We start from the raw sequence: 25392 nt of genomic DNA on the forward strand, positions 1-25392 counted from the left end.
CAGTCTGCATCGGGACTACCAAAACCCGGAGGGGTTTGCCGGAATCTTGCAGCTCATAATGGACGCCAATATGCGAAAGCTGGCCCTCGGCTAAGTCCATACTTCCCGTGGAAGATCGGCATCGATTAGCAAACATGCAAACGAGTTGACTGCCATCGTCAACCGACTTTGCAAAGTATGCTTGCAGCGCTGTCTGCCGGTGAGCTCCGCGACTCAGATCGGATTGGAGGCCTCGCGTCAACGCCATCCGCTAAGCGTACTTCTGATCCCGCGTTACGATGATGCGAGGTGCCGCCTCTGTCTCGAATGCCCACACCCCGTTCGGGGTGGCCTAGCCCGCGCCACCGATACGATGCGGCAGGTTGGTGAGTGTGATTCGGAAGGCTCCTGCGCGCAGGAGGGCATGGCTGCGGCGATCGCCGGCGGACAGCTCTGAGTGACTAGCTGAGCGGCAATTGCGGCGGGAGTGTCGACGGGAGTGTCGACACGGTGCCGGACACCGGCTCACTCCTGCCGCGTGAGTCTGGGCACGGGGGGTGTGGTCACGTGGGTTGAGACATGTAAGCGAGCCGCTGGAAGTGCCTAGAGCCCAAGTGTTCGCCCGCATCTTGATGCGCTGCGGCGTACCGGTCGGCGGATGCCGCACAGTTCAGGGCGCAGAGGTGCCCGTCGTGCAATCAGCGCCCGGCTAATCGGGGTCACCGCGGGTCACGACGCGCCGGCCGCTTTACATTAGAGCTCAACTCAGGGCGGACAGCGACTTCCACGCAGACTTCGAACTGGGGTCCCCGGCTTCAGTTCGTCAACGCCCATTCCCATCCCGCGGTAGTGGCCACCGCCCGATAGATCAGCGCCCCGTCCTGCTCGGGAACGTCTACGACGACCCGGAACTCGTACACGCGGTTGGGCCCGAGATTCGACGGTGCTTCGTATGAGCAGCTAGCCGCTGCCGTGGTCGATGCCTTAACTGAGCGCCCGTCAGTGCCAACAAATTCCCAGCCTGCGCCGAAAGGAACGAAGGTTAGACGCTTTTCTGGATCGTCATGAGTTGTGGCGACGATCGGTAGCTCGACGAACTTTCCGTTCGTAGGCTGCGAAGCAAAGGAGTTACATTTCGCTGCCCGCGGTTCACTGACGACAAAATCAAGCGGCGAGTGATCGCCGACAACTCCATAACTGGCCGTCTCGCCGAACTTCTTTGGGACGTTCCCGAGGGCAGTGAGTGAGCCTTTGCCAACCTGATCATGTGCTGGCGATCATGAGTGTCTGAACTGCGGCGATGAGCGTGTCCGCCCGGTTGGGGCTGGAACGGATTTTGCGCAGCACTCGCCAGTTCTTCAGCTCGGCGTTGGCTCGCTCACCGGGTCCGCGGCGCCGGGCGTGGGCGGTGTTGACGTCCTTCTGGAACCGAGAGAGCTTGCGGTATCGGCCGGTGTCGGGGTCCTTGCGGCGGCGACGCTGTGGGACGGCAACTGTGGGCCCGGAGCCCTGGTAGGCGGTGTCGGCCGCCGCCGGGATGTCATGGGCGGCCAAGGCGTCGATGATCCCGTGATCGCGGGCCGCGCCCATGTCGTGGCGTGCGCCGGGCAGCGGTGGGGAGATCCACACCAGCCTGCCGACCGGGTCGGCGATGACCTGCACGTTCAGGCCGTGGGCCTTGTGTTTTCCGGAGTAGAACGCGCGGTCGTACCCGGATGCCATGCCGACTCTGTCGATGCGCAGCAGGGTGCCGTCGAGGATCACGAACGCCTTGCGCTTGGCGACCCCGATCGCCTGCTCAAGGGTGGGTGCCTTCGCGGCGAGCAGGTCGAGGGCCTCGCGGATGTAGCGGTACACGGTGGAGGTCCCGACGCCGAACCCACAGGCCAGTTCGGCGTAGGTGTCGTTCTTGCGCAGGTGCGCCACCACCAGCAGCGCTTGGCGGCCGGCGGGGAGCTTGCGCCAGCGGGTGCCGCGGTCGGCGCGGCGCCCGCGCAGCAGGTCGGCGAGGAGCTTGAGCGCGCGACTGGACACGGTCATCGCGGACGGGTAGGACAGCACGTTGAAGCTCCTGGTTTGGACGGTCTGGTCTCAGCAACCGCCCGTCTACCAGGAGCTTCACCCATTCGAGGTCACGCCACGCCGCACCAACCCTGACCTGCCCGTCCAACAGGTTGGCAAAGGCTCAGTGTCTGGTCGGAGGTCGTGCTCGATCCAGCCGGACGTTCCGTGCCCGATGCAGCAGAGGGTACGTTCCGTGGCGCGGGCGAGGCGGATGTCGGCGCCGCAACGAAGAGGGCCCCGAGGGTCGCGAGCGCCGCGACGGCGCTTCCAAGAACAACCATGCTGGTCGAGCCAGAGCGAGGTGGGCCCGCAGTGAGGCCCTGCGCGCTGAGTCGCTGCACCTCCGCGCGCCAGTATGCGGCTGAGGTCGGCATCCCCTCGATCTCAGCTTGCTTCGCGAACGCCTCCGCTTCGGCGACCTGTGCCTTGGTCTGAGCGACAGTCGCCATCGTCGAGGACGTCCGCTTGATGGTCATTCGGTTGAGAAGCAACGCACCAACAGCAACCCAAAGGGTCACGGGCCACAGCACACCACCGACGGCTCCGACGGCGACGCCGATGCCGAGGCGTCCGTCATGCCGGACGTTGATCCAGACCAGGGCGATGACTGCCGCGGTGAGTACCCATCCACAGACCAGGGCGAACCAGAACATCAGCTTCCTCGCGTGCGTGCTAGCCCATCGGCGGTCCGACGGTGCTGATCTTCCTTCGCTCCCATATGACCGATTGTTACCGCCTACGCTCTGACTCAGTCTGTCCGCGATGCGGGGGCACATCTGGGGCACTTGAGGGCCGGAACAGACCAGCACCCGCTGACACGAGGCGGCAGCCGGTGGGCTGGTGATCGCGGGTCCCGAGACGGAGGCGCAGGCAGTGATCTTACCTGGTTCGCGTTAGGAGAGCGGTGCTCCATCCCCTGAGCTACGAGGGCCTGCGGCGAACCTGCCCGGGATGCTCCGTGTTGCCGGAGGACGGTCAGTCGCCGGCAAAGCCGTCGAGGGCGTTCGCGCACCGCCACGATCTCACGGGGCCACACCCCGAGCTCGCAGCGTCAGCAGCGTGATCTCGGGCGGTGACCCGACGCGCACGGGCGGCCCCCAGAACCCGACGCCGCGGGTGACGTATAGCCAGGTGTTGCCGACGCGGGTGAGGCCGGCGAGGACGGGCTGGTCGAGGAGCGCGGTCTCGGTGAGCGGCCAGAGCTGGCCGCCGTGGGTGTGCCCGGAGATCTGGAGGTCGACGTCGGCGCGGGTGGCGTCGTCGACCATGACGGGCTGGTGGGTGAGCAGGACGACGGGCTCGTCGACGCCCCGACCGGCCAGCGCTGCCGCCAGGTCGAAGCCGTGGCCGGGGACGCCGGAGCGGGCGGCGGTGCGGTCGTCGCAGCCCGCGATGTGCAGGACGGCGTCGCCGCGTCGCAGGGTCACGTGTTCGTTGCGGAGGACGCGGACGCCGAGCGTCGGCAGGTGTTCGATCCACTGTTCCGCGCCGGAGTAGTACTCGTGGTTGCCGGTGACGAAGTAGGTGGGTGCGCGCAGGTCGCGCAGGGGTTCGGCGTAGGGGCCGAGGGTGTCGACGTCGCCGTCGACGAGGTCACCGACGACGGCGACGGCGTCGGGTGCGGCGTCGTTGATGGTGGCGACGAACCCGGCGAGGTCGGCGCGGTCGACGAGTGGTCCGAGGTGGATGTCGCTGATGGCGGCGATGGTCCAGCCGTCGAAGGCGGGGTCGAGACGGTCGAGCAGGACGTCGCGACGTTCGACGCGGATCCGTCGGGCGGCGATGGCGCCGTAGGTGACGGTTCCGGCGGCGGCGACGACGGCGGTGCCGGCGAGGACGCCCGACAGGAACCGGCGACGTTCGGGGTCGGCGGTGCGGCCGACGGCGCGCAAACCGAGCCGCACGAGTTCGCCGACGAGCAGCAGCAGCGACGCGTACAGGGCGACGGCCAGCCACAGGTAGCCGGTGAGCGCGAGGGGGCGCGCGGTGTCGGGTGCAAGGATCCGCTGTGTGGTGAAGGCGGCGGCCGCGACGAGCCCGAGCAGGACGATCACGGCCGCGCCGATGCGGCGGGCCCGGCGCGTGACGACCACGTCGTGCACCGCGCGCTTGTAGAGGTAGAGGTGCGTCACGAGCAGGAGCACCAGCGACAGCACGGCGAACACGGGACGATCCTCGCCCACGGGGCGCGGTCCGGCGCGGGCGGCGTGCGCCGAATAGCCTCGGGCCCATGACGACAGTGGCGTTGTTGGGCACCGGGATCATGGGTGCGGGTATGGGGCGCAACATCCTCGCCGCGGGGCTGGACCTGCGCGTCTGGAACCGGACCGCCGAGAAGGCGCGCCCGCTCGTCGACGCCGGGGCGACCGCGAGCGAGGAACCCGCCGACGCGGTCCGCGGTGCGGACGTGATCGTCACCATGCTCGGCGACGCCGGCGACGTGCGCGCCGTGATGGAACGCGCCGCTCCCGGGCTCGTCGCAGGGCAGGTGTGGGCCCAGATGACGACGGTCGGTGTCGCTCCGCTGGCCGGTCTCGCGGGGTTGGCCCGCGAGCACGGGCTCGTGTTCGTCGACGCCCCCGTCCTCGGTACGCGTGCCCCCGCCGAGAACGGGCAGCTGCAGGTCTTCGCGGCCGGCCCGGCCGAGGTGCGCGACCGCGTCGCCCCGGTGTTCGACGCGGTCGGCCGCGAGACGGTGTGGCTGGGCGACGACGGTGCCGGGGCCGCCGCGAGCCGGTTCAAGCTCGTCGCCAACAGCTGGGTGATGGCGGTGACCGCCGCGACGGGCGAGACGATGGCGCTCGCGAAGGGTCTGGGCGTCGACCCGGCGGTGTTCCTCGACGCGATCGAGGGCGGTCCGCTCGACCTTCCCTACCTGCGGGTGAAGGCGCAGGCGATCCTCGCCGGCGACTGGAGGCCCAGCTTCTCCGCGGCCAATGCGGCCAAGGACTCCGGGCTGATCGTCGACGCCGGGGCGGCGGCCGGGGTCCGCCTCGACGTCGCGGCCGCGGCCCGGGACCGGCTGCGCCGCGTCTCCGACGCCGGGCACGCCGACGACGACATGGCCGCCGCCTACCTGGCGTCGTTCCTGCACGAACAAACGGAGTAGTGCACAGCGACCTCTCAGGCGCCTCTCAGTCGTCGGGGACAGACTGGGCACATGCGAATCCTCGTCGTGGACGACGACCGGGCCGTCCGCGAGTCACTGCGGCGCTCGCTCGCGTTCAACGGCTACACCGTCGAGCTGGCGGGTGACGGCCAGGCCGCGCTCGACGCGCTCCAGACCTCGCGCCCCGACGCGATGGTGCTCGACGTGATGATGCCCCGCCTCGACGGCCTCGAGGTGTGCCGACGGATGCGCGCGGCCGGCGACGAACTGCCCATCCTCGTGCTCACCGCCCGCGACGCGGTGTCCGACCGGGTCGCCGGGCTCGACGCCGGCGCCGACGACTACCTGCCGAAGCCGTTCGCCCTGGAGGAGCTGCTGGCGCGGTTGCGCGCCCTGCTGCGCCGCCGCACCCCCGACGAGATCGCGGCCGCGGCCGCCGGGGCGAGCAAGCCGTTGGAGTTCGCCGACCTCTCCCTCGACCCCGACACCCGCGACGTCCGCCGCGGTGAGCGCGCGATCAGCCTGACGCGCACCGAGTTCTCGCTGCTGGAGCTGCTGCTCGCGCACCCGCGCCGGGTGCTCACCCGCGCGCAGATCCTCGAGCAGGTCTGGGGCTACGACTTCCCGACGACGGGCAACGCGCTCGAGGTCTACATCGGCTACCTGCGTCGCAAGACGGAGGCCGACGGCGAGCCGCGGCTCATCCACACGGTCCGTGGTGTCGGGTACGTCCTGCGGGACACGCCGCCGTGAGCCGCGCCGGGGCCACCGAGCGGGTCGCCCCGGCCACCAGGAATGCTGCGTCGATGCGCTCCCGGCTCCCGGCGCTCCGACACATCTCGCTGCGTGCGCGCATCGGGATTCTCGCCGCGCTCGTCGCGGCCGTGGCGGTCGTCCTGGTGTCGGTCGCGGCGTTCCTCATCGTGCGCGCCAACATCCTCGCCACTCTCGACGACAACCTCCTGCAGCGTGCCTCGGCGGCGGCGCAGAGCGAGCTGTCGGATCCGGCGTCGCTGGCCGGCATCCCGCCGGAGGTCCTGGGCGCCGCCGACATCCGCATCGCCTTGCTGCAGGCCGGTCCCGCCGGTCCGCCGCGCGCGCTGTCGGCGGAGGGTTCGGCGTCGGCACCGCCGTTGGGGGACGAGGAGGTCGAGGTCGCCCGCGGCGCCGAGGACTACTCGGTCCGCACCGCCGCGTCGGCGGCCGGCCCCTATCGTGTCGTCGCCGTGCAGGCAGGTCAGGGGCGCGCGCTCGTCATCGCGCAGCGGCTCGCGCCGACGCAGGAGGTCCTGACCAAGCTCGGCGTCGCCCTGCCGATCATCGGGGGGATCGGCGTCGCCGTGGCCGCGATCGCGGGTGTCGCCGTGGCGCGTGCGGGTCTGCGCCCGGTGCAGCGGCTCACCACCGCCACCGAACGCATCGCCGCGACGGGCCAGCTCGACCCCATCCGGGTCTCCGGGTCCGACGAGCTCGCCCGCCTCACCCACAGCTTCAACGAGATGCTCGGTGCCCTCGCGGCGTCGCAGGAGCAGCAACGCAGGCTCGTCGCCGACGCCGGGCACGAGCTGCGGACGCCCCTGACCTCGTTGCGCACCAACCTCGAACTGCTCGCCTCCGCCGACCTCCCGGGTGCCCCCACGTTGCCGGAGTCCGACCGCGCCGAGATCCTCGACGACGTCCGCGCCCAGGTGGGGGAGCTGTCGCAGCTGGTGGGCGACCTCGTCGAACTGGCCCGCGACGACCCGCCCCGCATGATGGCCGAGCCGGTGGAGCTCACCGACGTCGTCGACCGGGCGCTGGAACGGGCCCGTCGCCGCGCCGGGGACGTCGAGTTCGACGTGCGGATGGTGCCGTGGACGCTCGTCGGCGACTCGACGGCGCTGGAACGCGCGGTGCTCAACCTGCTGGACAACGCGGCGAAGTGGAGCCCGCCGGGCGGCCGGGTGCGCGTCGACGCGACGGTGCTCGACGACTGGACGATGGTGTTGGAGGTCGCCGACCAGGGCCCGGGCATCGCCGACGAGGACCTGCCGCACGTGTTCGACCGCTTCTACCGGGCCGACCAGGCCCGCACCATGCCCGGCTCGGGGCTGGGCCTGGCGATCGTGCGTCAGGTCGCGGGCCGCCACGGCGGCGCGGTGTGGGCGGAGCGCGCCCCCGAGGGCGGCGCGCTGCTGGTCCTGCGGCTCCCCGGAAGTCGCCCGTCCGAGTGAACCCCTGCGCTGCCGCGATCGAGGACGGCGACAGCGCGCACCGCGGGCGTTGCTCATAGGCTGTGCCGAGGGGTTCGCGACGTGGGGGCGGCAGACATGGCGAATGACGGGTCCGGCACGCCCGGGCACGCCGACGACGGCACCGCGACGGATCGGGCCGAGCCCGACCGTCCGGTGGTGCCCACGCCGCCCGGCGGGCTGCCCGCCGAGGGCGGTGGGTCCGTCGAACCGGTTGCGGCACAGCAGGATTCGGGTGTCGAGCATTCGCCGGCGCACGCCATGGGGGTACCGCGGCCCGACACCGACCCGGTGACGCCGCCGGCAGGGAACCCGGCGGCGCCGCTCGATCAGGGTGGCGACCCCGCTGCCGACGCCGCTGCCGACGCCGGGCCCGACGGGTCCGGGCCGCCCGCCGTCGACCCGGCCGCCGTCGCCGAGACCGCTCTCGACGCGCCCGTCGTTCCGGCGGCCCCGACCCTGCCGGCGACCGTCCACCCCGGGGGCGAGCCCCGCGTCGGGACCCCGCCCGCGGGCGTTCCCGCGGCGGCCGGACCGGGGCAGCAGCATCAGCCGCAGCACGCGCAGCCGTCCGGTCAGTGGGTCGTCCCCGGGGCGCAGCAGCCTCCGCCCGGCTGGCGTCCCGCCGCGGCGGGCGGGTGGTCCGGCGGGGGCGCCACCGCGCACCTCCCCGGACAGCAGCAGGGCCGGCCCGGGCCGCAGCACAGCCAGTCGACCGGGCAGCACGCCCTCCACCAGCCGACGGGCCAGCACACCGCGCAGCAGCCCTGGTCCCACGGCCCACCGCCCGACCGCACCGTCACCGCCCCCGCAGCGGGCGAGGGCAGGCCCCGTCGCCGCGGTGGCCTCGTCGGCGCGATGATCGCCCTCGCGCTGGTCGCGGCACTGGTCGGAGGCGGTGTCGGCGGGTACGTCGGCTACCGGCTCGCCGACCGCGGCCAGCCCGCCGCGTCCTCGGGCAACGTGCTGAACGAGCCGTTGCCCGACGTCGACCAGAACCCCGCCGCCCAGGGTCCGGTCGAGGCCGTGGCGACGCGGGTGCTGCCCAGCACCGTCCAGCTGCGCGTCAGCGGCGCCCGCAGCGAGGGCGAGGGCTCCGGCATGATCCTGTCCGCCGACGGGCTCATCCTCACCAACAACCACGTCGTCGCCGGTGCCGCCAACGGCGGCAGCGTCACCGCGGTGTTCCAGGACGGCCGCAGCGTCCCGGCCACCATCGTCGGCCGCGACCCCAGCTCCGACCTCGCCGTCGTCCGCGCCACCGACGTCAACGGCCTCACGCCGATCGAGCTCGGCAACTCCGACAGCGTCCGCGTCGGCCAGCCCGTCGTCGCGTTCGGGTCGCCGCTGGGCCTCGGCGGCACCGTGACCACCGGCATCATCAGCGCGCTCGACCGCGCCGTCGGTGTCGGCGACGAGCTCGCCGGCTCCGACCCCACCGTCTTCAGCGCCCTGCAGACCGACGCCGCCATCAACCCGGGCAACTCGGGCGGCCCGCTCGTCGACATGCAGGGCCGCGTGGTCGGCATCAACTCCGCCATCGCGACGACGGGCTCCCAGGGCGGGTCGATCGGCGTCGGCTTCGCCATCCCGATCAACTCCGCCAAGCGCATCGCGCAGGAGCTGGAGCAGACGGGGCGCGCCACCCGCGCCGTCCTCGGCGTCGGGGTCGCCGACGACCAGACGATCTCCGGGGCCCGCATCCAGAGCGTCGTCCCCGGCGGCCCCGCCGACGCGGCAGGGATCACAGCGAACGACGTCGTCCTCAAGTTCGGTGACAAGCGGATCAACACAGGTCTGGACCTGCAGGCACAGATCCGTTCGGCCGCCCCCGGGGCCACCCTCCCGGTGCAGCTCGCCGACCGGACGGTGCAGGTCACCCTGGGTTCGGCGACCGGATGACCGGCACCCGACCCGGCCCGCGGACGTTGCGCGCCGCCGGATCCGGTGAGCGCGGAGCGGCCCACTACGGTGACTGTATGGAGATGGCGCCACCCCAGATCGGCCGTGCTCTCGTCGTGATCGTCGACGACCGGGCGAGCCACGGCGAACGGGAGGACGCTACCGGCCCGCTCGTCACCGAGCTGCTCGAAGAGGCGAACTTCGTCGTCGACGCGGTCGTGATCGTGCCCGGCGAGTCCGTCGCCATCCGCAACGCGCTCAACACCGCGGTGATCGGCGGTGTCGATCTCGTCGTGACGGTCGGCGGCACGGGTGTCTCGCCGCGCGACGTCACCGCCGACGCCACCGCCGGTGTGCTCGACCGTCCGATCCCGGGCATCGCCGAGGCCCTGCGCGCCTCGGGTCTGGCCGCCGGGGCCGTCGACGCGGGGCTGTCCCGCGGGCTGGTCGGCGTCTCGGGCAGCACGCTGGTCGTGAACCTGGCGTCGTCACGGGCGGCGGTGCGCGACGGCATGGCCACGCTGACCCCGCTCGTCACGCACGTGATCGCGCAGCTGTCGGACCTCGACCCCGACTAGCCGACCCGGCCGCGACGGCCGCCGCCGAGTTCGACTTCAGACTGGTTCGATCATGGTCGGGACCAGTCGGGTGTCGAACTCGGCGGGGTGGTCCTCAGGCGCCCGGGCCCTTGTCGGGATCGGTGGGCGCCGCCGTCGGAGTCGTGGGCGTCGTCGGCGCTGGTCCGGGGGCCCCGGCGGTGCCGGGCGCGGTCGGTGCTGACGTCGGTGTGCTCGTCGGCGGCGTCGTGGTGGCGACCGTCGGGGCATCGGCGGCGGCTGCGTCCTTCGCGGCCTCGCCGCCGGTCCCGCCGCGGCGGGCGGCCGCGGCGGTCCGGTCGATCACGTCGCCGACGACGCTGCCCACCGTGTCGAGCTGGTCGTGGAACCGCCCGCCCGTGGCCTTGTCGACCTTCTGTTTCGCCTGGTCGAGCACCGGGCCGGCTTTCCTGCTCGCCTGGTCGAGGTAGGGCGAGGCCTTCTCCCGGGCCTGCTCCAGGTACGGCCCGGCCTTGCGCTTGGCGTTCTCGACGTGCGGCGCCGCTTTCTCGGCGGCCCCCTTCGCGTACGGCGTGGCCCGCTCGATGACGTCCTCGACGATCTCGACGGCCTTGTCCAGCAGTCCCATGTGGTCCCCCGATCCCTGGCCGGGCGCGACCGGGCCCGGTTCGTCCATGGTGGCACCGTCGAGGGTGTTCCCGCAGGGCACGGCGCCGTCAGGCAGCCGGGTGGCACCATGGACGGCATGGCGGAGCTGTCCGAGCAGATGCGGCGTCGGATCGAGGAGATCTTCGGCGACACGCTGCCCGTGACCACGAGTGACGAGCGCGGCGACGACGAGCCGCGCTCCGGCGACCCGTCGGGCGACGAGTGGCTGCGCGCCAACCGCCCCCCGCACCACGACCGGGACTGAGAGTCCTCCGTTACTTGTCGCTCGACGGCGAGTGCTTGCCGTCGGACGCTCCGGCCTGGGCGGCCAGCAGGTCGCGGATCTCGGCGAGCAGCTGGACGTCGGTGGGATCGGCCGGGCCCGGCTCCTCGCCGCGCTTGCGGCGCTCCTTGAGGGCCTTGAGCGGCAGCACGATGATGAAGTAGACGACCGCGGCGACGATCAGGAAGTTGATCGCCGCGGTGATGACGGCGGCGAAGTCGATGTAGGTGCTGGGCTTGTCCGCGATGATGTAGACGCCGAGCCCGGTCGAGGTCGGCGGGGTGATCGCGTTGAGCAGCGGCCCGATGATCTTGTCGGTGAACGACGTGACGATCGCGCCGAACGCGGCACCGATGACGACGGCGACCGCGAGGTCGACGACGTTGCCGCGCAGAATGAAGTCCTTGAACCCCTTGAACACTGTGTTCCCCCGTTCGATCACCTGGTTTGCTGTCGGAGGGTAACGGCGACCTGCTGGGTCAGCCCGGCGGCGGCGAGGCGTGTGGCCTGTGTCGGGGGCAACGCGACCAGCACGATCCGGCCACGTGACCCGGCCGTGGCACCGCCCGGATCGCCGGGCAGTACCGCGGTGACGACGGCTCCTTCGGCGAGGACGATGGCCTCGTCGGCGCCCGCCCCGGGGGTGACGACGTCGACGACGTTGCCCGCGACGAGCAGGCCCGCGACCCCCGGATCGGCCAGCCGGACGGGGACGGCGACGGCGTCGGGCAGCCCGGTCGCGGCTGCGGCGAGGGCGGGCCCGGCGAGCCGGAGATCGGTCACGGGTTCACCCGACCGGGCGGGCCCGGCGAGGACGCGCCCGGTGGCGTCGGCGCTGTCGCGCAGCACACCCGCGGGGGCCAGTGCTTGCGGCCAGGGCCGGACGGTGACGTCGGCGGGGCCGAGGACGACCCCGGCCGGGAGGTCGCGGGCGGCGACGAGGACGGGGTCACCCGCGGCGGCGGCGGGCCGGAACGCCAGCACCGCCGCCGTGACGACGAGTGCGCCCGCCAGGACTCGGCGCGCGAGGACGCCGCGGCGCCAGCGTGTGGCGGGCAGCCGGGCGAGCAGGGCGTCCCAGGGGCGGGACGGTGTTGCGGAGGGGGTGGGCATGCGGGCCTCCCGTCGAAACCATGATCGGTTCCGACGCTAGGCGCGCCTACTGTCCCGCGGGGCCCTCACCTGCGGACCTGTGGATGGTTCCGCAGGATGTGGACAACTCAGGCGGCCGGCGTGGCCCCGGACGATCCGCTCGACTTCGACGGGCCGGAGGTCTTGACCAGCTCACCGTGCTTGGGCGGCTTGCCCGACACCGTCTGCGGGGTGGACGAGCCGGAGTCCGACGACGAGCCCGACGACGACTCCGAGGAGGCCGACGACGTCGACGAGTCGGCCTTCGACTCCGACGACGCGGCGACGCCGTTGCTGCCGCGGCTGTCGGTGCGGTAGAAGCCGCTGCCCTTGAATACGATCCCGACCGACGAGAACACCTTGCGGAGCGGGCCGCTGCACTCGGGGCACACGGTCAGCGAGTCGTCGGAGAAGGACTGCACTGCCTCGAACCGGTGGTCGCAGGCGGTGCAGGCGTACTGGTAGGTCGGCAAGGGATCCTCCGGAGCTGGCACTCCCATACAGGGACTGCCAAGTTTAACCCGCGGGATCAACCGGCTGTTCCGAGCGTCGTCACACCGGAGCCCGGGCGCAGCACGCCCGCGACGCGCATGTCGTGCGGGTCCGCGGGAACGGCGTCGAGCAGCTCGTCGTCGTCGACCACCGCGATGACCAGTGCATCCGCGCGCGCGAGGGGCAACGTCCGGTCGTAGTAGCCGCCGCCACGGCCCAGCCGGTTCCCGGCACGGTCGACGGCGAGCGCCGGGACGAGCACGAGGTCCGCCGCTGTGATACCTGCCACACCGAGCCGTGGACCGGTGGGTTCGCGCAGGCCGAGAGGCCCGTCGGCCAACGAGTCGGGCCCCTCGTAGGCGGCCCAGTCGAGGCTGCCCGGTTCGTCGGGGACCACCGGCAACAGCACGACATGTCCGGCTGCGCGCAGCGCGTCGAGCATCGCGACGGAGCCCGGTTCGCTCCCCACCGGCAGGTAGGCGCACACGACGAGCCCGGCACCCCGTGACGCCGCCAGCGCCACCACGCCGTCGGCCAGGGCGGCGGCCCGGACGGCCCGCCGGCCGGCGTCGACGGCCCTGCGCGCGTCGAGCAGCCCGCGTCGCAGCGGGATCTTGGGATCGACGTCTCCGTGTGCCGTCACGCGGGCACGTTACCGGCGCCGATAGGCTCGCCGACCATGAGCGAGTCCCGTGCGTTCCGCTCCGCCGTCGTGCCCGCCGCCGGTCTCGGCACCCGCTTCCTACCGACGACGAAGACGGTCCCCAAGGAGCTGCTGCCCGTCGTCGACACCCCGGGCATCGAGCTCGTGGCCGAGGAGGCCGCCCGTGCGGGCGCCCAGCGGCTGCTCGTCGTCACCTCACCGGGCAAGGACGCGATCGCCGCGCACTTCGCCCCGCAACCCGATCTGGAGAAGACGCTCGAGGAGCGCGGCAAGGACGCGTTGGTCGCCAAGGTCCGCCGGGCGGCCGAGCTGATCGAGGTGCAGACCGTCACCCAGCACCAGCCCAAGGGTCTCGGGCACGCGGTCGGCTGCGTGGCCGACGTCCTCGGCGACGACGAGGGTGCCGTCGCCGTCCTGCTGCCCGACGACATCGTCCTGCCCGATCCGACCGGCGACGTGCTCGACCGGATGGCCGCGGTCCGCGCCGAACACGGCGGAACCGTGTTGTGCGCCTTCGACATCCCCGGCCCCGAGATCTCCGCCTACGGCGTGTTCGACGTCGCCGACACGGCGGACGCCGACGTCAAACGGGTGCACGGGATGGTCGAGAAGCCCCCGGCCGACCAGGCGCCGTCGACCTACGCGGCCGCCGGGCGCTACCTGCTCGACCGCGCGATCTTCGACGCGCTGGACCGCATCACCCCCGGCGCAGGCGGCGAGCTGCAGCTCACCGACGCCGTCGCGCTGCTGATCGAAGAGGGTCACCCCGTGCACGTGGTCGTGCACCGCGGCGGCCGCCACGACCTGGGCAACCCGGGCGGCTACGCGAAGGCGTTCGTCGACTTCGCGCTCCAGCACCCCGACTACGGCGACGACCTGCGCAGCTGGCTGGCCGCGCGGCTGGAGGGTTAGGCGACGGTGCGGTCGGTCGACGAACAGCTCGAACGGGTCCTCGCGGCGGCGGTGGGTCCGGCACCGGTCCGCGTCGCGATCGCCGACGCCCACGGGCTGCGCTCCGCGGAGTCGGTCAGCGTGTCGCGCCCGCTGCCGGGCTTCGACCAGGCGGCGATCGACGGCTACGCGGTCCGCAGCGTCGACCTCGTCGGCGCGTCGGAGGCCGCGCCCGTGTCGCTTCCCGTCGTGGGGGAGATCCCCGCCGGGTCGCGGCAGCCGCTGCGGCTGCAGCCCGGACAGGCGGTCCGGGTCGTCGCGGGCGCGCCGCTGCCCACGCTGGCCGACGCCGTCCTGCCCTCGGACCACACCGACTCCGGCTCGGCCCGCATCGCGGTGCACCGCGCCGTCCCGTCGGCGGTGTTCGTGCGCCGCATCGGTGAGGACGTCCAGCCCGGCGACGTCGCCGTGAACCGCGACGAGATCATCGGCACCGCGCAGGTCGCGATGCTCGCCGCCGCGGGCCGCGGCCAGGTGCTGGTGCACCCCAGGCCGCGGGTGTCGGTGCTCGCGGTCGGCGACGAACTGGTCGACGTCTCGCGCGGCGCCGGGGCCGGGCAGGTGCCCGACGTCTGCACCCACGCGATCGCCGCCGCCGCCCGCGAGGCCGGTGCGGCCGTGTCCCGGCTGCGGCTCGTCCGTGCCGACGTCCGCGAGGTCCGCTCCGCGCTCGAGGACATGTTGCCGTTCAGCGAGATCCTCGTGGTGTGCGGCGCGGTCGCCGGACGGCCCGGCGCGGAACTGCGGTCCGCCTTCGACGGCATCGGCGAGATCGACGACACCCGCGTCGCCATGCACCCGGGCTCGTCGCAGGGCTTCGGCGTCGTCGGCCGCGACGCGGTGCCGACGTTCCTGTTCCCCTCGCACCCGGCCACCGCGCTGCTGCTGTTCGAGGTGCTCGCCCGGCCGCTGGTCAGGCTCGGGCTCGGCCTGGAGGACCCGCACCGCCGGGTCCTGCAGGCGCGCCTCACGTCGCCGGTCGTGTCCCGCAAGGGCCGGCGCGGCTACGTGCGGGGCCGGCTGCTGCGCGAGCAGGGCAGCGGCGACTACCTGCTGCAGCCCCTCGGCACCTCCGGCACGCACCTGCTGACGTCGCTCGCCGAGGCCAACGGGCTGCTCATCGTCCCCGACGACGTCGAGGACCTGACCGTCGACGAGCAGGTGTCGGTCGCGTTCCTGTCCAACAGGCGCTGACCGGCAGCGATGTCACACGCGGTCCCCGAGCGACTCGGCCGCCATCCCGGCTGGCCCGCGCGGACGGGCGGGCTGCGCACCGCGGCAGGTGTCGTCGCGCTGCGCCCGGTTCGCCTGCGTGACGCCACCACCTGGTCGGCGATCAGGATTCGCGACGAGGCACACCTCGCGCCCTGGGAACCCAGCGCACCCGGCAGCTGGGCGCAGCGCCACTCCGCCGCGGAGTGGCCGGCCCGCTGGATGCTGCTGCGCTCGGCCGCCCGTCGCGGGGCCGCGCTCCCGTTCGCGATCACCGTCGACGACCGGCTCGCCGGCCAGGTCATGATCGGCAACGTCGTGCGCGAGCCGCTGCTGTCGGCCTACGTCGGCTACTGGTGCGACGCCGCCGTCACCGGCAAGGGGGTGACGACGGCCGCCGTCGCCCTCGCGCTCGACCACTGCTTCGACGCCGTCGGGCTGCACCGGGTCGAGGCGACCGTCCGCCCGGAGAACGTCGCCAGCCTGCGGGTGCTCGCCAAGCTCGGGTTCCGGCACGAAGGTCTGTTCCGTCGCTACCTCGACGTCGACGGCGACTGGCGCGACCACCTCTGCTTCGCCCTCACCGTCGAAGACGTCCCCGCAGGCGGGGTGGCCGCCGCGCTCGTCCGACACGGGCTCGCCCACACCGTCGACCACGAGGCGTAGCCGGTCGTCCACATAATGTGACCCTCCCGGTTCACACTCGTCACACCCGCATCCGAGGAAACGTTCCTCGATCTGGGTGGCAACGGCGCGTCGCTTCCGGGATCCCACGATCGCGCTGGCTACCGTTGTCGTGGGCGCGATCTTGCTCGGGGGAGCAGGACCACGCTCGACTGCGCCGATCGGGGGAGAGGAGCGGCCGTGCCGAGCTCGATGATCTTCGTGAGCCTGGTGGCGATCTGGCTGCTGATCCTCGTACCGACGGTCGCGCGACGCCGGCAGGAGGTGGCGCGGCCCTCAGCGGCCGCCCTGTCCGGCCGGGTGCTCGCGCGACCGGGCCGCGAGCGCCTTGACCAGGAGGTGGCACTGATGGACCGGACCGACGAATGCGTCACGACCACGGTCGACGGGGTCGACGCGGCCGACGGGGTCGACGCGGCCGACGGGGACGCCGACGGCGCCCCGCAGCCCCGGACGTCCGAGGACCCTGCCGAACTGCGGGTCGACGACGACCCCAGCCGCCTCGACGGCTGGGACGACACCGACGAGCAGAGCTGGGAGCGTCCGCCCGCGCGGTTTCGCCCCGGCCGTGGCGGGTTCGACCCCGAGGCCGCCGCCCTCAACGCCCGCGCCCGCTACGCCGCCCGCCAGCGCATCGTGCTCGGCCTGCTCGGCGCCATCGTCGTCTCCGCGCTCCTCGCGCTCTTCCTGTCCTCCGGCATCTGGTGGCTCACCGGACTCGTCGGCGCCTCCCTCGCGGGCTACCTCGTCTACCTGCGCCGCCAGGTCCGCATGGAGGACGCCATCCGCGCCCGGCGGGCCGCCCGCGCCGCAGGCACCCGCCGCCCGCCCGCCGCCGACGACCCCGCGCTCGACGAGTGGGCCGCCCGGGGTCGCGCCGCCGGACGACCCGACGACGATCGCGATGCCGACCTGGACGACACCGGCGCCGACCTCGGGACCGACGACGGCTGGGTCGACGCCGCCGCCTCCTCGGGGGAGGAGCCCGACGAGCCCGACGCCGGCCTCGACGACGACGGCGACCCCACCCGCGTCAAGGGCGTCGGCGAACCACTCGGCATCCTCCCCGCCAAGCGCCGCACCGTCCGCCCCGACGGCGACACCGACGAGGACACCGAACCGGAGACCGCGCTGCCCCGCATCGCCCCCACCCCGCCGCCCCCGCTGCCGGCCGGGACCAGCCTGGTCGAGGTCGACGAGGAAGAGCTGGAACTCGGGGAACTCGACAGCCGCGAGCGGCCGGGGTACCGCCGTGCGGCCGGTCAGTAGGCCCCTGCTAGGGTTTTGACGTCCCGCCGGAGACGGCGGTACGGGGCTGTAGCGCAGTTGGTAGCGCGTCTCGTTCGCATCGAGAAGGTCAGGGGTTCGATTCCCCTCAGCTCCACTCCACTTTCCTGGCTCGTGTTCGCGGCCCTCTGCCGCTTCCCTCTCGCGTTCCGTCGAACTTCTGGGGGCGCAGCCCCCAGGCCCCGCCCGGCGGGGCGTCGCCCCCGGGACCCCCTCGCCTTCGGCATCGAGTCCCTGTGAGTGGCGATAGTCGCTATAGCGACTATCGCCACTCACAAGGATGCGGAGGTCTCCTCGGTGACCCGGCCGCCGGGGTGGAGCAGGGCCGCGGCGAGGGAGATCGCCAGGGCGACGGCCATGCCGATCAGCACCGCCCGGGTGGCGACGGCGAAGTCCGCGGCCACGGCCGCCTCGATCTGGGTGCGCAGCCGCTCGGGGACGTTCGCGAGCGCCGAGGAGTCGCCCCCGCCCGACGACGCCAGCGACGCCGCCTCCGACGGCGGCACCCCGAACGCGGCGAGGCTCGTCTGCATGCGGGAGGCGAACACGTTGCCCAGCACCGTGCCGAGGACGGCGAGGCCGAGCGCGGAGCCGTAGTTGCGGACGGTCTGGGTGATGCCGGTGACCTCGCCGTAGGAGGCGTCGATGGCCCGGTTGGTGGCGTCGGTGCTGGCCGGGCCGAGCAGCAGCCCGATCCCGGCGCCCGCGAGCACGATGCACCACCACTGCGCACCGAGGCTGAGGTCGGTGATCTTCCACGCCCAGCAGAGGAACCCGACCATCGCCACCACACAGCCGACGACAACCGACGGTTTCGCGCCCCGCCTGTCGAGGATCCGCCCGCCGATCTGCGCGGCCGGGGCGAAGCCCGCGAAGAACACCAGCAGGTAGAGGCCCGCGCTGCTCGCGCCGTAGCCCAGCGACACCTGCGAGTAGATGCTCGCGAAGAAGAACACCGGGACGAACGCGATCATGGAGAAGAACAGCACGAGGTTGTCGGACAGGAACGCCCGCCCCCGGAAGATCCCGATCGTGATCAGCGGCACCTCGGTGCGCTGCTCCAACCACACGAACACGCCCAGCGCGATCAGTCCGCCGACGATGCACAGCCACGTCAGCGGGCTGTCCCAGCCCCAGTTGCGGGCCTGCTCGAACCCCAGCACCGACAGCGCCATGCCGACGGCGATCACCAGTGCGCCGCGCCAGTCGATCCGCTCCCGCCGCACGGACGGGGCGATGCCGGCGGCGATCGTCAGGACCAGGGCGACGACCGCGACGGGCACGTTGATCCAGAAGATCGCCCGCCACGTCCACTGTGTGAGGTAGCCACCCGCGATCGGTCCGATGGCGGTGAGCCCGCCGCTGACGCCGAAGAAGATCGCCAGCGCCTTGCCGCGCTCGCTCACCGGGAACGACGACACCACGACGGCGAGCGCCGCCGGGATCATCAGCGCCGCCGAAAGGCCCTGCAGCGCGCGGAAGACGATGATCCACGCCTCGGCGAGCGGGCCGCTCGGGGTGAGCCCGCACAGCGTCGACGTCACCGCGAACCCGACGATGCCGACGACGACGATGCGGCGGGAGCCGAGGACGTCGGCGAGCCGCCCGCCGAGGGCGAACCCCGCGGCCAGGGCCAGCAGGTAGCTGTTGACCACCCACGTGACGCCGCTGCTGGTGAGGCCCAGCTCGGACTGGATGTTCGGGGCGGCGATCGCGACGATCGTCTGGTCGATGAACGTCATCGCGACGGCGAACATCATCGCCGTGAGCGCGAGCCACTTCGACCGGGCCGCGAGCTTCCCCGAGCCCACCGACCCGCCTGCGACCGACTGCTCCGCCATGCCGCTCTCCGATCGTCACCGATGACGCGAGGTGTGTCACCGGAGATGTCGCTCGGACGAGCCAGGACGTGACGCCGCGCGCAACCTCACGGTCGTCCGGAATCGCCTGGACAGCAGTGAGGTTGCGCGCGGTGGGCCTACTGGATGCCGGTGGCCTCGCGGACCCGGCCCAGCACCTCGCGGGCGCGGACGCGGGCCTTGTCGGCGCCCGCGGCGAGCAGATCGGTGAGCTCGCTGCCGGGGAGCATCAGCTCGTCGTAGCGGGCGCGCAGCGGGCCGAGCTTCTCGTCGAGCACCTCGAAAAGGGTGTTCTTCAGCTCGCCCCAGCCGACGCCGCCGGCCTCGAGGCGTTTGCGGACGTCGGTGGTGACGTCGGGGGTGGCGAACTGCTCCAGGATCTGGAACACCGACGAGCTGTCCGGGTCCTTCGGGTCCTCGACGGGGGTGGAGTCGGTCGGGATGCGGCGCACCAGCTTCTTGAGCTTCGCGCTCTCCAGGAACAGCGGGATGGTGTTGTCGTAGCTCTTGCTCATCTTGCGGCCGTCGGTGCCCGGCAGGGTCTTGCCGGTGTCGGCCTCGGGGACGACCAGCGCGGGGATCTTGAGGACGGGCTTGCCGCCACCGAAGAGGTGGTTGAACGAGCCGGCGATGTCGGCGGCGTACTCGACGTGCTGCGACTGGTCCTTGCCGACGGGCACGACGTCGGAGTCCATCAGCAGGATGTCGGCGGCCATGAGCACCGGGTAGTTGTAGGTGCCCATGTTGACGCCGGCGTCGAGGTCTTCCTTGCCGGACTCGGCGTTGCGGTCGCGCGCCGCCTTGTAGGCGTGGGCCCGGTTCATCATGCCCTTGGCGGTGACGCAGGACAGGATCCAGGTCAGCTCGAACGTCTCGGGCACGTCGGACTGCAGGTACATCGTGATGCGCTCGGGGTCGAGCCCGGCGGCGAGCCAGGTGGCCGCGACCGACCGCGAATAGTGGCGCAGCAGCTCGGGATCGCGCACCGTGGTCAGCGCGTGGTAGTCGGCGATGAAGTACATGGCCTCGTACTGCTCGGCCAGCTCCAGCGCGGGCTTGATGGCGCCGATGTAGTTGCCGATGTGCGGCTCGCCGGTCGGCTTGATGCCGGTGAGGGAGACCTTGCGGCCGGACGTGGTCATCGGGCAATCCTAGGGGAACGGAGCGGGCGCGGAGCGTCGCGGTACGCTGCGGGAACCCTGGTCAGAGGGGTCGTGGGCCGTCGGACGGCCCGGCCCGGGCCGGAACCCCCGAGTCGACGACATGGACGGACGATGCATCGATACCGGTCTCACACCTGCGGCGAGCTGCGCGCGACGGACGTCGACACCGACGTCCGGCTGTCGGGCTGGCTGCACAACCGGCGGGACCTGGGTGGTGTCGTCTTCGTCGACCTGCGCGACAACTCCGGGGTCGTGCAGCTCGTCGTCCGGTCGGACTCCCCGGCCTACGAGGCGCTGGGCAGCCTGCCGCGGGAGACGGTGCTGCGCGCCGACGGCCGCGTCCTGCGCCGCGACGCCGAGAACGCCAACCCCGAGCTGCCGACGGGCGAGATCGAGGTCCAGGTCGGCGACATCGAGGTGCTCGGCACCTGCGACCCGTTGCCGTTCAGCGTGTTCCCCGAGGAGAAGGTCAACGAGGAGACGCGGCTGACCTACCGCTTCCTCGACCTGCGCCGCGCCCGGATGCATCGCAACATCCAGCTGCGCTCGGCGGTCGTCGCGAGCATCCGCCGCAAGATGACCGAGCGGGGCTTCCTCGACCTGCAGACGCCGATCCTGTCGGCCACCAGCCCCGAGGGCGCGCGCGACTTCCTGGTCCCGTCGCGCATCCACGCCGGCAAGTTCTACGCGCTGCCGCAGGCGCCGCAGCAGTTCAAGCAGCTGCTCATGGTGTCGGGCTTCGACCGCTACTTCCAGATCGCGCCCTGCTTCCGCGACGAGGACAGCCGCGCCGACCGCTCGCCCGGCGAGTTCTACCAGCTCGACATGGAGATGAGCTTCGCCGAGCAGGAGGACGTCTTCGGGGTCATCGAGGGCGTGATGACGGAGCTGTTCACCGAGTTCGCACCCGAGCGGGAGACGACGTCACCGTTCCCGCGCATCGCCTACCGCGACGCGCTGGCCCGCTACGGCACCGACAAGCCCGACCTGCGCGCCACCCTCGAGCTGGTCGACGTGTCGCACCTGTTCGCCGACAGCGACTTCCGCGCCTTCGCCGGCAAGCACGTCCGCGCCCTGCCGGTGCCGGGCTGCGGCGGGCGGCCCCGCTCGTTCTTCGACCAGATGGGCGCGTTCGCCGTCGAGAAGGGGGCGCAGGGCCTGGCCTGGGTGCGCATCGCCGACGACGGCACGCTCACCGGCCCCATCGCCAAGTTCCTCACCGAGGACGTCACCACGCGCCTGATCGCCGACGTCAAGGGCGAGCCGGGCACCGCGATCTTCTTCGGCGCGGGTGAGGAGTCCGAGGTCGGCAAGATCATGGCCGAGGTCCGGGTCGAGGCCGCGAAGCGTGCCGACCTGTTCGAGGAGGGCCCGTTCCGGTTCTGCTGGATCGTCGACTTCCCGATGTACGAGCTCGACGACGACGGCAAGGTCGAGTTCAGCCACAACCCGTTCTCGATGCCGCAGGGCGGCATGGAGGCGTTGCGCACCAAGGACCCGCTCGACATCCTCGCCTGGCAGTACGACATCGTCTGCAACGGCGTCGAGCTGTCGTCCGGCGCGGTGCGTAACCACAGCCCCGAGGTCATGTACGAGGCGTTCCGCATCGCCGGGTATCCCAAGGAGCGTGTCGACGAGGAGTTCGGCGGCATGGTCCGCGCCTTCCACTACGGCGCCCCGCCGCACGCCGGGATCGCCCCGGGGGTCGACCGCATCGTCATGCTGCTGGCCGACGAGCCCAACATCCGCGAGACCATCGCGTTCCCGCTCAACGGCAACGCGCAGGACCTGCTCATGGGCGCACCGTCGGAGGTCGACGAGGCGCGGCTCAAGGAGCTGCACCTGAGCGTCCGCACGCCTCCGGCGAAGGCCCCGAAGCCCTGATCACCGGGCCGGACCCGTTGCGTCGCAGCGGGTCCGACCGGGTGTAGGTTCGCCCGGCGGCGCCCCGGGGCGTCGCCTGCACGTGGGGGGTGTTCGAGGTCCGACGGCGCTCGGTGGTCTGCGCGGTCTGTGCGTTGGTGACGGCGTTGCTCGCCGCGTTCACCGCGGTCAACCCGTTCCACCTGGCGTGGGGCGGCCCGGCGACGGCAGTTCTCGTCGGTGTGACGATCGCGCTCATCACGGTGGCCGCGGCCGTCGTCCCGCGCCGGCGCGCCAACCGCATCTTCACCGCCCTGATCGGCGTCGTGCTGCTCGCGGCGTGGTGCGCGGTCTCCATCGTCGGACTGCGGTTCTCCGGACCGCAGCGCGACCTCACCGTCGTCGAGGGCGGCGGCTACCGGCTCGTCGTCGTCGAGGGGCACGCGTTCGTCGACGTCGTGTACTCGGTCCACCTGCGCCGCGGCTCCGGTCCGCTCACCCAGGACTCGCTGGTCTGGCAGGGCCTCGCCGAGGGCGCCCCGCCCGCGCAGGTCCGCTTCGCCGGCGACCCCGCCACCGACCGTGCCGTCGAAGTCGTCGCCGGGCCCGGCTGTGGCTACCGGTCGACGTTCGATTCCCTTACCCTCGGCGTCGATCCGGTACACAGACCGTTGCGACTCGACGGCTGCTGACCCGACAGGTCTACCCCTGTCGGGTGATACCGGCCGACCGTACCGACGATGCGCGATCGGGCAGGATGATCGCGAACGCGGGCACGACAAGAACGGCGGGGTGCGCACGTGGGGGGCACCCTGGCGGGGCTGGACCGCCGCATCGTCGGTGCACTGCAGGTCGACGGCCGCGCCTCCTGGCCGCGGATCGCCGCCGCACTCGGTGAACCCGACGGCGTCGTCGAACGCCACGGCACCGAACTCCTCGCCCGCGGCGCCGTCCGCGTGACCGGCGCCCCGGCCCCCTCCGCCGGCGCGATCGTCGCCCTGCGCTGCGAGCCCGGCAAGGAACGCATCGGTGCCCTCGCCCTGGCCAACCGCCGCGACACCCGCAACGCCCACGTCCTCGCCGGCCCCTACGGCTGCCTCGCCGAGATCGACTGCGACCCCGCCCGGCTCGCCGCCTTCACCCTCGACGAGCTCCCGCTGCTGCCCGCCCTCGCCGGGTCCGGTGTCTGGACGGTGCTGCGCTACGTCCGCACCTCCGCGCACTGGCGGCCCGGCCTGCTCACCGACGCCGAACACGACGCGCTCGTCGACGTCGAACCCCCGCCCGAGTACGCGCCCTTCGGCGAGGCCAAGGACGTCAACCGGCCCGACGCGCTGCTGCTCGCCGCCCTGGCCCACGACGGCCGCCGCGACGTCGACGAGCTCGCCGGCGTCACCGGCCTGTCCGCCTCCGCGGTGCGCCGCCGCGTCGAACGGCTACGTCGCGAAGGGGGCCTGCGGCTGCGCGTCGTCGTCGACCCGGCACTGCTCGGGTTCGCCGTCCGCGCCGTCGTCTCCGTGCGCTGCGCCCCACGCGACACCGCCGCCGTCGCCACCGCGCTCACCCGCGAACCCGCCGTGCGCCACGCCGCCTGCGTCACCGGCGACCGGCAGCTTGTCGCCGAGGTCGCCGTCGCCACCGTCGACGCCCTCCACGACCTCCTCACGTCGGCCGCGTGGCTCGACCGGGTCGTCGAGGCCGAGGCGTCGCCGGTCGTCAGCACCCTCAAACGCGACGGGCTGTTCACGCTCCCGTCGGAGGACTGACACTCACCGCCAGGACGGCAGCCACAGCTCCGCCTGCCACTGCGCCTGCGTGATCGGCACCCCGTTGAGGATCGGCCACAACCACGCGAAGTTCGCGACGACCAGCCCCACCCACAACGCCACCACCAGCAGACCCGTCTGCCTGCGCTCCGGATGCGCCCGCGCCCGCCCCAGGAGCTCGCCCATCACCAGCACCGTCGCGATCACCAGGAACGGCACCACCGGCGCCATGTAGAAGAAGTACATCTGCCGGTTCAGGTTCAGGAACCACGGCAGGAAGCCCGCCCCGTAGCCCACCAGCACGGCCGCGTAACGCCAGTCGAACCGCGTCACCGTGCGCCACAACGCCCAGCCCAGCACCAGCGGCGCCGGCCACCACAGCGCGGGCGTACCGACCAGCATCACCGCCGACACACAGTCGGCCCCGCCGCAGGTACCGACGTCATCGCCGCCCGCGTAGTAGTACAGCATCGGGCGCAGCCCCATCGGCCACGTCCACGGCTTCGACTCCCACGGGTGCGGGCTGCCCGCAGGCGTGTCCAGGCCCTCGTGGAACGCCAGCACGTGGCCGCTGTAGTACCAGAGCGAGCGCAACGCGTCCGGCACGAACGAGAACGGCCCGCCCGACCCCACCATGATCCCCACGGCGTGCCGGTCCACCGACGTCTCGCTGCCGAACCACGCCCACCACGCCGACAGGTACGCCAGCACCGGCACCACGGCCAGCGCCCACACCCCCGGCAGCAGGTCCCGCCGGATCGTGCCCACCCACGGGCGGCGCACCCCCGCCGCCCGCCGCGCCGTCACGTCCCAGAGCACCGTCAGCACCGCGAACGCGACGACCCAGTAGATGCCCGACCACTTCACCGCACAGCCCAGGCCCAGCAACACCCCGGTACCGAAACGCCACCAGCGGAACCCCAGCCGCGGCCCGTACAGCGTGTCGTCGACCCGGCCCTCCGCCATCACGACGGCCATCCGCTCCCGGACGTCGTCACGGTCACGCACCATCGTCGTGAACGCGGCCAGCACGAACAGCGCCGCGAAGATGTCGAGCATCCCGATCCGCGACTGCACGTGCGACAACCCGTCGCAGATCAGCAACAGCCCCGCGACCGCGCCCAGCATCGTCGACCGCGTCAACCGCCGCGTCACGCGGACGACCAGGACGATGCACAACGTCCCCGCCGCCGCCGCCGCCACCCGCCAGCCGATCGCGTCGTAGCCGAACAACCACTCGCCCAACGCGATCAGCTGCTTGCCCAGCGGCGGGTGCACCACCAGCTCGTAGCCGGGGTTGTCCTCGACACCACCGTTGCGCAGCATCTGCCACGCCTGCGGGACGTAGTGCTTCTCGTCGAAGACGGGGGTGCCCTGGTCGGTGGGGAACCGCAGACCCGCGAACCGCAGCACCCCGCCCAGCAGGCCCACCGCGATCGTCAGGACCCAGCCGCGGAGCCTGTCGTCGAGACCGCCGAGACCCAGCATGCGCCGCGGATCCGTCCGTTCCGGCGGACGCAGCGGCGGCGGCGTGCCGACGACCTCCG

At 72.4% G+C, this 25392-nt stretch carries 24 protein-coding genes and 1 tRNA gene; 14 read left to right on the forward strand and 11 right to left on the reverse strand.

Features of this window, described 5'->3' with window-relative positions:
• Positions 1–1242: 1242 nt before the first annotated feature.
• The 3 genes from PSU4_RS12165 to PSU4_RS12175 form a co-directional block, all read right to left on the reverse strand.
• Positions 1243–2040, reverse strand: a complete 798-nt coding sequence (locus PSU4_RS12165) for a transposase family protein (protein WP_147106665.1) — start codon at positions 2038–2040, stop codon at positions 1243–1245.
• Between the two features lie 71 nt (positions 2041–2111).
• On the reverse strand, positions 2112–2696 hold the full coding sequence (locus PSU4_RS12170; RefSeq protein WP_147106668.1) for a hypothetical protein: 585 nt from the start codon (positions 2694–2696) through the stop codon (positions 2112–2114).
• Between the two features lie 369 nt (positions 2697–3065).
• Positions 3066–4208 carry a metallophosphoesterase gene (locus PSU4_RS12175; protein ID WP_246115069.1) on the reverse strand — a complete coding sequence of 381 codons (1143 nt, stop codon included), beginning with the start codon at positions 4206–4208 and terminating at the stop codon, positions 3066–3068.
• 65 nt (positions 4209–4273) lie between these two features.
• On the opposite strand from PSU4_RS12175, the gene PSU4_RS12180 reads away from it, so the two are divergent.
• From PSU4_RS12180 to PSU4_RS12200, 5 genes are all read left to right on the forward strand, one after another.
• The gene (locus PSU4_RS12180) at positions 4274–5152 is read left to right on the forward strand and encodes an NAD(P)-dependent oxidoreductase (protein WP_147106671.1); all 879 of its coding nucleotides are present in this window, start codon (positions 4274–4276) and stop codon (positions 5150–5152) included.
• A 51-nt stretch (positions 5153–5203) separates the two neighbouring features.
• On the forward strand, positions 5204–5905 hold the full coding sequence (locus tag PSU4_RS12185; protein ID WP_147106674.1) for a response regulator transcription factor: 702 nt from the start codon (positions 5204–5206) through the stop codon (positions 5903–5905).
• Positions 5906–5958: 53 nt separating this feature from the next.
• The gene (locus tag PSU4_RS12190; RefSeq protein ID WP_147106848.1) at positions 5959–7365 is read left to right on the forward strand and encodes a HAMP domain-containing sensor histidine kinase; all 1407 of its coding nucleotides are present in this window, start codon (positions 5959–5961) and stop codon (positions 7363–7365) included.
• A 96-nt stretch (positions 7366–7461) separates the two neighbouring features.
• Complete coding sequence (locus tag PSU4_RS12195; RefSeq protein WP_147106677.1) at positions 7462–9285, forward strand: S1C family serine protease; 1824 nt, start codon at positions 7462–7464, stop codon at positions 9283–9285.
• Positions 9286–9368: 83 nt separating this feature from the next.
• Positions 9369–9863, forward strand: a complete 495-nt coding sequence (locus tag PSU4_RS12200) for a MogA/MoaB family molybdenum cofactor biosynthesis protein (RefSeq protein WP_373866048.1) — start codon at positions 9369–9371, stop codon at positions 9861–9863.
• Between the two features lie 94 nt (positions 9864–9957).
• Here the strand turns inward: PSU4_RS12200 and PSU4_RS12205 are convergent, their stop codons facing one another.
• Entirely contained in the window at positions 9958–10518 is a 561-nt protein-coding gene (locus tag PSU4_RS12205; protein WP_147106683.1) for an Rv0909 family putative TA system antitoxin, read from the reverse strand.
• A gap of 69 nt (positions 10519–10587) precedes the next feature.
• Between PSU4_RS12205 and PSU4_RS31240 the strand changes: the two genes are divergently transcribed.
• On the forward strand, positions 10588–10755 hold the full coding sequence (locus tag PSU4_RS31240; protein ID WP_186816895.1) for a hypothetical protein: 168 nt from the start codon (positions 10588–10590) through the stop codon (positions 10753–10755).
• A gap of 10 nt (positions 10756–10765) precedes the next feature.
• Here PSU4_RS31240 and mscL read toward each other — a convergent pair whose 3' ends face one another.
• From mscL to PSU4_RS12225, 4 genes are all read right to left on the reverse strand, one after another.
• Positions 10766–11194 carry a large-conductance mechanosensitive channel protein MscL gene (gene mscL, locus PSU4_RS12210; RefSeq protein WP_147106851.1) on the reverse strand — a complete coding sequence of 143 codons (429 nt, stop codon included), beginning with the start codon at positions 11192–11194 and terminating at the stop codon, positions 10766–10768.
• 17 nt (positions 11195–11211) lie between these two features.
• On the reverse strand, positions 11212–11886 hold the full coding sequence (locus PSU4_RS12215) for an SAF domain-containing protein (protein WP_147106685.1): 675 nt from the start codon (positions 11884–11886) through the stop codon (positions 11212–11214).
• Positions 11887–11993: 107 nt separating this feature from the next.
• Entirely contained in the window at positions 11994–12377 is a 384-nt protein-coding gene (locus PSU4_RS12220; RefSeq protein WP_147106688.1) for an FmdB family zinc ribbon protein, read from the reverse strand.
• 56 nt (positions 12378–12433) lie between these two features.
• Complete coding sequence (locus PSU4_RS12225) at positions 12434–13039, reverse strand: 5-formyltetrahydrofolate cyclo-ligase (protein WP_147106693.1); 606 nt, start codon at positions 13037–13039, stop codon at positions 12434–12436.
• Between the two features lie 36 nt (positions 13040–13075).
• On the opposite strand from PSU4_RS12225, the gene PSU4_RS12230 reads away from it, so the two are divergent.
• The 5 genes from PSU4_RS12230 (at position 13076) to PSU4_RS12250 (ending at position 17291) form a co-directional block, all read left to right on the forward strand.
• Positions 13076–13972, forward strand: a complete 897-nt coding sequence (locus PSU4_RS12230) for a UTP--glucose-1-phosphate uridylyltransferase (protein WP_147106696.1) — start codon at positions 13076–13078, stop codon at positions 13970–13972.
• A gap of 6 nt (positions 13973–13978) precedes the next feature.
• Positions 13979–15205: a molybdotransferase-like divisome protein Glp gene (gene glp, locus PSU4_RS12235; RefSeq protein ID WP_147106699.1), complete on the forward strand. Its 1227-nt coding sequence runs from the start codon at positions 13979–13981 to the stop codon at positions 15203–15205.
• Positions 15206–15214: 9 nt separating this feature from the next.
• The gene (locus tag PSU4_RS12240; RefSeq protein ID WP_147106702.1) at positions 15215–15889 is read left to right on the forward strand and encodes a GNAT family N-acetyltransferase; all 675 of its coding nucleotides are present in this window, start codon (positions 15215–15217) and stop codon (positions 15887–15889) included.
• A gap of 198 nt (positions 15890–16087) precedes the next feature.
• Positions 16088–17176, forward strand: a complete 1089-nt coding sequence (gene sepX, locus PSU4_RS12245; protein ID WP_147106705.1) for a divisome protein SepX/GlpR — start codon at positions 16088–16090, stop codon at positions 17174–17176.
• A 42-nt stretch (positions 17177–17218) separates the two neighbouring features.
• Positions 17219–17291 (forward strand) — tRNA-Ala (locus PSU4_RS12250).
• A gap of 175 nt (positions 17292–17466) precedes the next feature.
• Here PSU4_RS12250 and PSU4_RS12255 read toward each other — a convergent pair.
• Both PSU4_RS12255 and PSU4_RS12260 read right to left on the reverse strand, forming a co-directional pair.
• Positions 17467–19035: an MFS transporter gene (locus PSU4_RS12255; RefSeq protein ID WP_147106708.1), complete on the reverse strand. Its 1569-nt coding sequence runs from the start codon at positions 19033–19035 to the stop codon at positions 17467–17469.
• A 137-nt stretch (positions 19036–19172) separates the two neighbouring features.
• Complete coding sequence (locus PSU4_RS12260; RefSeq protein ID WP_147106711.1) at positions 19173–20195, reverse strand: tryptophan--tRNA ligase; 1023 nt, start codon at positions 20193–20195, stop codon at positions 19173–19175.
• Between the two features lie 132 nt (positions 20196–20327).
• Between PSU4_RS12260 and aspS the strand changes: the two genes are divergently transcribed.
• The 3 genes from aspS (at position 20328) to PSU4_RS12275 (ending at position 23845) form a co-directional block, all read left to right on the forward strand.
• Complete coding sequence (gene aspS / locus PSU4_RS12265) at positions 20328–22100, forward strand: aspartate--tRNA ligase (RefSeq protein WP_147106714.1); 1773 nt, start codon at positions 20328–20330, stop codon at positions 22098–22100.
• An 89-nt stretch (positions 22101–22189) separates the two neighbouring features.
• Positions 22190–22771 carry a hypothetical protein gene (locus tag PSU4_RS12270; protein ID WP_147106716.1) on the forward strand — a complete coding sequence of 194 codons (582 nt, stop codon included), beginning with the start codon at positions 22190–22192 and terminating at the stop codon, positions 22769–22771.
• A 108-nt stretch (positions 22772–22879) separates the two neighbouring features.
• Entirely contained in the window at positions 22880–23845 is a 966-nt protein-coding gene (locus tag PSU4_RS12275; RefSeq protein WP_147106718.1) for an Lrp/AsnC family transcriptional regulator, read from the forward strand.
• 3 nt (positions 23846–23848) lie between these two features.
• On the opposite strand, the gene PSU4_RS12280 is transcribed toward PSU4_RS12275, so the two are convergent.
• Positions 23849–25333 (reverse strand): dolichyl-phosphate-mannose--protein mannosyltransferase, encoded by a 1485-nt coding sequence (locus tag PSU4_RS12280; RefSeq protein ID WP_147106854.1) that lies wholly within the window; start codon positions 25331–25333, stop codon positions 23849–23851.
• Positions 25334–25392: the final 59 nt, after the last annotated feature.

Source organism: Pseudonocardia sulfidoxydans NBRC 16205, from assembly GCF_007989085.1.
Classification (GTDB): domain Bacteria; phylum Actinomycetota; class Actinomycetes; order Mycobacteriales; family Pseudonocardiaceae; genus Pseudonocardia; species Pseudonocardia sulfidoxydans.

What these genes read in the sequence shown, in the direction of transcription:
- PSU4_RS12180 (WP_147106671.1), top strand. Translation starts at nt 4,274, where the DNA reads ATGACGACAGTGGCGTTGTTGGGCACCGGGATCATGGGTGCGGGTATG.
- PSU4_RS12255 (WP_147106708.1), bottom strand. Translation starts at nt 19,035, where the DNA reads ATGGCGGAGCAGTCGGTCGCAGGCGGGTCGGTGGGCTCGGGGAAGCTC.
- PSU4_RS12185 (WP_147106674.1), top strand. Translation starts at nt 5,204, where the DNA reads ATGCGAATCCTCGTCGTGGACGACGACCGGGCCGTCCGCGAGTCACTG.
- PSU4_RS12215 (WP_147106685.1), bottom strand. Translation starts at nt 11,886, where the DNA reads ATGCCCACCCCCTCCGCAACACCGTCCCGCCCCTGGGACGCCCTGCTC.
- PSU4_RS12200 (WP_373866048.1), top strand. Translation starts at nt 9,369, where the DNA reads ATGGCGCCACCCCAGATCGGCCGTGCTCTCGTCGTGATCGTCGACGAC.
- PSU4_RS12280 (WP_147106854.1), bottom strand. Translation starts at nt 25,333, where the DNA reads ATGCTGGGTCTCGGCGGTCTCGACGACAGGCTCCGCGGCTGGGTCCTG.
- aspS (WP_147106714.1), top strand. Translation starts at nt 20,328, where the DNA reads ATGCATCGATACCGGTCTCACACCTGCGGCGAGCTGCGCGCGACGGAC.
- PSU4_RS12190 (WP_147106848.1), top strand. Translation starts at nt 5,959, where the DNA reads ATGCGCTCCCGGCTCCCGGCGCTCCGACACATCTCGCTGCGTGCGCGC.
- PSU4_RS12240 (WP_147106702.1), top strand. Translation starts at nt 15,215, where the DNA reads ATGTCACACGCGGTCCCCGAGCGACTCGGCCGCCATCCCGGCTGGCCC.
- PSU4_RS12170 (WP_147106668.1), bottom strand. Translation starts at nt 2,696, where the DNA reads ATGTTCTGGTTCGCCCTGGTCTGTGGATGGGTACTCACCGCGGCAGTC.
- PSU4_RS12205 (WP_147106683.1), bottom strand. Translation starts at nt 10,518, where the DNA reads ATGGACGAACCGGGCCCGGTCGCGCCCGGCCAGGGATCGGGGGACCAC.
- PSU4_RS12260 (WP_147106711.1), bottom strand. Translation starts at nt 20,195, where the DNA reads ATGACCACGTCCGGCCGCAAGGTCTCCCTCACCGGCATCAAGCCGACC.
- PSU4_RS12230 (WP_147106696.1), top strand. Translation starts at nt 13,076, where the DNA reads ATGAGCGAGTCCCGTGCGTTCCGCTCCGCCGTCGTGCCCGCCGCCGGT.
- PSU4_RS31240 (WP_186816895.1), top strand. Translation starts at nt 10,588, where the DNA reads ATGGCGGAGCTGTCCGAGCAGATGCGGCGTCGGATCGAGGAGATCTTC.
- PSU4_RS12195 (WP_147106677.1), top strand. Translation starts at nt 7,462, where the DNA reads ATGGCGAATGACGGGTCCGGCACGCCCGGGCACGCCGACGACGGCACC.